Here is a 4,663-nt window from a genome sequence, read left to right on the forward strand (position 1 = left end):
GCTGTTGCGGCTGCATTGCCACCACGTTGCTCACCGCTTTGCTTTTGAGTACCACCAGCACTGTCTTCTTCACCCGCCTGATATTCTATCGTCGGCTGAGTCATTTCATTGGTTTGTTGATTAATGATCTCAATAGGCGTGGGATCGGGGCGACCAGGGCGGAATTCAAGCGCAATAACAGACGTCCCCTTAGGAATGTCTTTCACTTCAACTTTATTTTGCACCCCGAATGCATACTTCATAGAGCCAGCAATTTGTTTAAACTTCATCACGTCCATTTCAGAGAACGCTAGCAACAACACGAAGAAACACATCAGCAACGACATTAAGTCTGCAAATGTGGCCAGCCACATAGGGGCGCCAGCGGGTGGACAATCACACTTGGCCTTAGCCATGAGTTACTCTCCGTCCGTTGTATCAATTTTTCGCAGACTTTCAGCCAAATAATTCTTCAAAAATCCTTCAATAACTCGTGGGTTCTGCCCATCTTGAATCGCTAAAACCGCATCCATAATTAAATTACGATTAAGCAATTCTTCGTTCATTCGTAATGATAATTTATCCGCCATCGGGATGGCGATCATGTTGGCAATCACCGCACCATAGAGAGTCGTTAACAATGCCACTGCCATTGAAGGGCCAATGGATTTGGGGTCATCCATGTTAGATAGCATCGCCACTAAACCAACCAAAGTACCAATCATGCCCATTGCAGGTGCCACATCGCCCATGGCTTTAAAAATACCCACCCCGGTTTTGTGACGCTCTTCAGTTAATGCAATGTCTTTTTCTAATGCGTTGCGCACCACATCACCGTCATGGCCATCAACTAACATATCAACGGCTTTTTGCATAAAGGTGTTGGTAATAACCGCTTCTTCTAATGCTAAAAAACCGCCTTTACGGGCAGCATCAGCCATGGTGACAGCTTGTTCTATCAAGTCTTCAGGTTTATCTAATTTAAACATGAAGGCTTTCATACCAATCTTTATTGCACCTAAAAATTGCTTTAGGTTAAATTTCATCATCACCACAAATAAAGAGCCTGCCACAACAATCAAAATTGACGGTACATCGATAAATAATCCGATACCACCACTGGTGATCATTGCACCAATAATAAATGCAAAAGCACCGATAATACCTATTAGGGTAGCTAAATCCACAACCTCTCCTCAATCGCAGTCATTACGCTGCTTATTTGTGCTACTTCCACCGTGCTGTTAGCGCACGTTATACGACCCGAATAATCCGTCAGCATTTTGTGTTGATAACAATGCCCATCGTTATGTATTACAGCAAAAGTTTCAATACTATTTTTCGCTAGTAATGTTAAATCATGACTTGTTATCGGACAAACTTGGCTCAAGTTTAGCTTGTTTTTGTACATTCTAAACAAAATTCAATAACAAAGCGTGCTGTTGAGCAAATAACCAGCGACTGTATTTGACCGATACGCTGGGCTGATATACCTTGTCACACGCTGAATGAAAGGAATATAACTCGTGGCTAAAAAACCTGAAAATCTCAGTTTTGAACAATCATTAACTGAACTTGAAACCATTGTTGCTCATTTGGAGCAAGGTGAAGTGTCGCTGGATGATGCACTTAAACAGTTTGAGCGCGGCATTAAGTTAGTTCGTCAAAGCCAAGCCAAACTTGAGCAAGCACAGCAAAAAGTCTCTATCTTATTAAATGAAGATGATGCCGAATTAGCGTCGTTCACTGTAGAAAGTGAATAATCGTCAACATAGTGTGTATTGAATAATAGGTATTGATACGTGTTAGCTGAAGCAATAACAACATACCAAAATCGCGTTAATGGAATTCTTAACCAACATTTAACGCTGCTCGATGACGCTGCACCAGATTTAAAAGCAGCGATGCTGCATGGCGCGCTATTGGGCGGGAAACGCATAAGACCATTTTTGGTCTACAGTGTAGGTGACATGTTAGGTGTTAACATTAATGCACTTGATAAAGCCGCTGCTGCCATTGAGTGTATTCATGCCTATTCGTTAATACACGATGACTTACCGGCAATGGATAACGATGCTCTTCGTCGTGGCCAACCTACTGTGCATATTGCATTTGACGAAGCCAATGCTATTTTAGCCGGTGATGCATTGCAAACATTGGCTTTTGAAATTATCACAGCCCCTTGTAATGATTTACATCCGAAGCAACAACTGGCGATGGTCAGAGTACTCGCGAAAGCATCAGGCTATCAAGGTATGTGTGGTGGGCAAGCGATTGATTTGAGTGCAACAGATCACAATATAAATTTAGACCGATTAACCGAATTACATAATAAAAAAACCGGAGCGTTAATCAGTTGTGCGGTTGAGCTTGCCTTAATTGCTGCTGACGTACCCGATGAGCATTACAAATTAATGATGAAATATGCCCATACGCTTGGGCTAGCTTTTCAAGTGCAAGATGATATTTTAGATATTACCGCTAGCACCGAAGAGCTAGGCAAACCACAAGGCAGCGATCAGCAATCGAATAAAAGCACTTTCCCGAAACTATTAGGTCTCGATGGTGCCAAAGCCTGTGCAGAACAACTAATACAAGATGCACTATCAGCGCTGACTAAATTACCATACAATAGCCAGTTAATTGCAGACTTCGCCCACTACATTATTGAGCGAAGATTATAATAAAGAGTCAGACAATCTCGCTATGAGCTTCGATATTTCTAAATTTCCAGTACTAGCGAAAGCTAATACACCAGAAGAATTAAGGAAGTTACCTCAAGGTTTACTTCCACAAGTGTCTGATGAACTCAGACAGTTCTTACTTCAGTCTGTTGCTATTTCTAGCGGACATTTTGCTTCTGGCCTAGGCACAGTTGAATTAACTGTGGCACTTCATTATGTCTACAATACCCCATTTGATCAGTTAGTTTGGGATGTAGGGCATCAAGCTTATCCACATAAAATTCTTACCGATCGTCGTGAACAGATGCACACCATTCGACAAAAAAATGGCTTACATCCTTTCCCATGGCGTGAAGAAAGCCCATACGATACGTTTAGCGTGGGTCACTCTGGTACCTCTGTTAGTGCCGCATTAGGCATGGCGATTGCGGCAGGGAAAGAAGGTGTTGGTCGAAAAGTGGTTGCTGTAATTGGTGATGGTGCCATGACGGGGGGAATGGTATTTGAAGCCCTCAATCACGCTGGCGACTTGCACAATGATATGCTCGTGGTACTGAATGACAATGAAATGTCGATTTCTGAAAATGTTGGCGCACTGAATAATCATTTGGCGCAACTGATGTCAGGTCGTTTTTATACCACCATTCGAGAAAACAGTAAAAAGGTCCTTAAAGGGATGCCAGTCATTAAAGAAATGGCTAAGCGTACTGAAGAACACCTTAAAGGCATGGTTGTACCTGCAACGCTTTTTGAAGAGTTAGGGTTTAATTATATTGGCCCAATAGATGGCCATGATGTTGACTCGCTCGTTGAAACAATGCGAAATATGCGCAACCTCAAGGGTCCACAGATACTGCATATCATGACCAAAAAAGGTCGTGGTTACGAACCTGCTGAAAAAGATCCTATCGGTTGGCACGCGGTGCCTAAGTTTGATCCCAGCCAGTTTAGGAAACCGACAACTAAACCAGGTTTGCCTACGTTTTCACAAGTATTTGGTAAATGGTTATGCGACATGGCCGCAACAGACGACAAGTTAGTCGCTATTACGCCCGCTATGCGTGAAGGCTCAGGTATGGTTGAATTTTCACAACGATTCCCAAGCCAATATTTTGATGCTGCCATTGCCGAACAGCATGCAGTCACATTAGCAGCTGGTTTTGCCTGTGCAGGACTAAAGCCTGTAGTCGCTATTTATTCGACTTTTTTACAGCGCGGATACGATCAACTTATCCATGATGTGGCTTTACAACGTTTACCAGTATTATTCGCCATTGACCGTGGTGGCATTGTTGGTGCAGATGGCCCAACTCATCAAGGTGCATTCGATTTAAGCTTTATGCGCTGTATTCCGAATATGATTATTATGGCACCATCAGATGAAAATGAATGTCGCCAAATGCTCTATACCGGTTATTGCTATCAAGATGGGCCGACTGCAGTACGTTACCCTCGAGGTTTTGCTACAGGGGCGGAACAAATTGACACCATGACGATGATACCCATTGGTAAAGGGGTGTTAACCCGTCAAGGTCAAAAAATTGCTATTGTTAACTTTGGTACCACACTAGAGGCTGCTACCGATGCAGCTGAAAAACTGGATGCAACCATTGCCGATATGCGCTTTGTTAAGCCACTAGATTTAGGCTTGCTTGAACAACTTGCCAATAGCCATGATGTCATCGTTACCGTTGAAGAAAACGCGATTATGGGAGGTGCAGGCTCAGGAGTGATTGAAGCATTACACAAAATGCGGATTGTGAAACCTGTGTTACAGATTGGTTTACCTGATGAGTTTATTAAACACGGTGCACCTGATGAAATCACCGCAGAGTTGCAACTTGATGCCCAGGGTATTTTGGCGCAAATCCAAGCCTTTATGGCTTAATATTTAGCTATTCCTACTGGCAGATGATCAAAAAAGGACTGAAAATTCAGTCCTTTTTTGTGGCTAACATTCTAGTTATCATAGTGTCGGTAACTAGATGAATAGCACTATG

General features: G+C 42.8%; 5 protein-coding genes. 3 read left to right on the forward strand and 2 right to left on the reverse strand.

Going from position 1 to position 4,663, the window contains the following annotated elements; genetic code table 11:
* Both CXF78_RS10620 and pomA read right to left on the reverse strand, forming a co-directional pair.
* The coding region (locus tag CXF78_RS10620; protein WP_308302248.1) for a flagellar motor protein MotB at positions 1-395 on the reverse strand (395 nt) is incomplete at its 3' end.
* A 3-nt stretch (positions 396-398) separates the two neighbouring features.
* Complete coding sequence (gene pomA / locus CXF78_RS10625) at positions 399-1,166, reverse strand: flagellar motor protein PomA (protein WP_011638236.1); 768 nt, start codon at positions 1,164-1,166, stop codon at positions 399-401.
* A gap of 339 nt (positions 1,167-1,505) precedes the next feature.
* Here pomA and xseB point away from each other — a divergent pair, with 339 nt between their 5' ends.
* Genes xseB through dxs form a run of 3 tightly spaced genes read left to right on the forward strand, consistent with a single transcriptional unit; the run spans position 1,506 to position 4,551 of the window.
* A complete protein-coding gene (gene xseB / locus CXF78_RS10630) occupies positions 1,506-1,742 on the forward strand; it encodes an exodeoxyribonuclease VII small subunit (RefSeq protein ID WP_011638237.1) in 237 nt (78 codons plus the stop codon).
* Between the two features lie 39 nt (positions 1,743-1,781).
* Positions 1,782-2,663, forward strand: coding sequence for a (2E,6E)-farnesyl diphosphate synthase (gene ispA, locus CXF78_RS10635; protein ID WP_102036762.1), 882 nt, complete (start codon positions 1,782-1,784; stop codon positions 2,661-2,663).
* A gap of 22 nt (positions 2,664-2,685) precedes the next feature.
* Positions 2,686-4,551, forward strand: coding sequence for a 1-deoxy-D-xylulose-5-phosphate synthase (gene dxs, locus CXF78_RS10640; protein ID WP_102036763.1), 1,866 nt, complete (start codon positions 2,686-2,688; stop codon positions 4,549-4,551).
* Positions 4,552-4,663: the final 112 nt, after the last annotated feature.

This window comes from Shewanella sp. 11B5 (genome assembly GCF_002836795.1).
GTDB classification, from domain to species: Bacteria; Pseudomonadota; Gammaproteobacteria; order Enterobacterales; family Shewanellaceae; genus Shewanella; species Shewanella frigidimarina.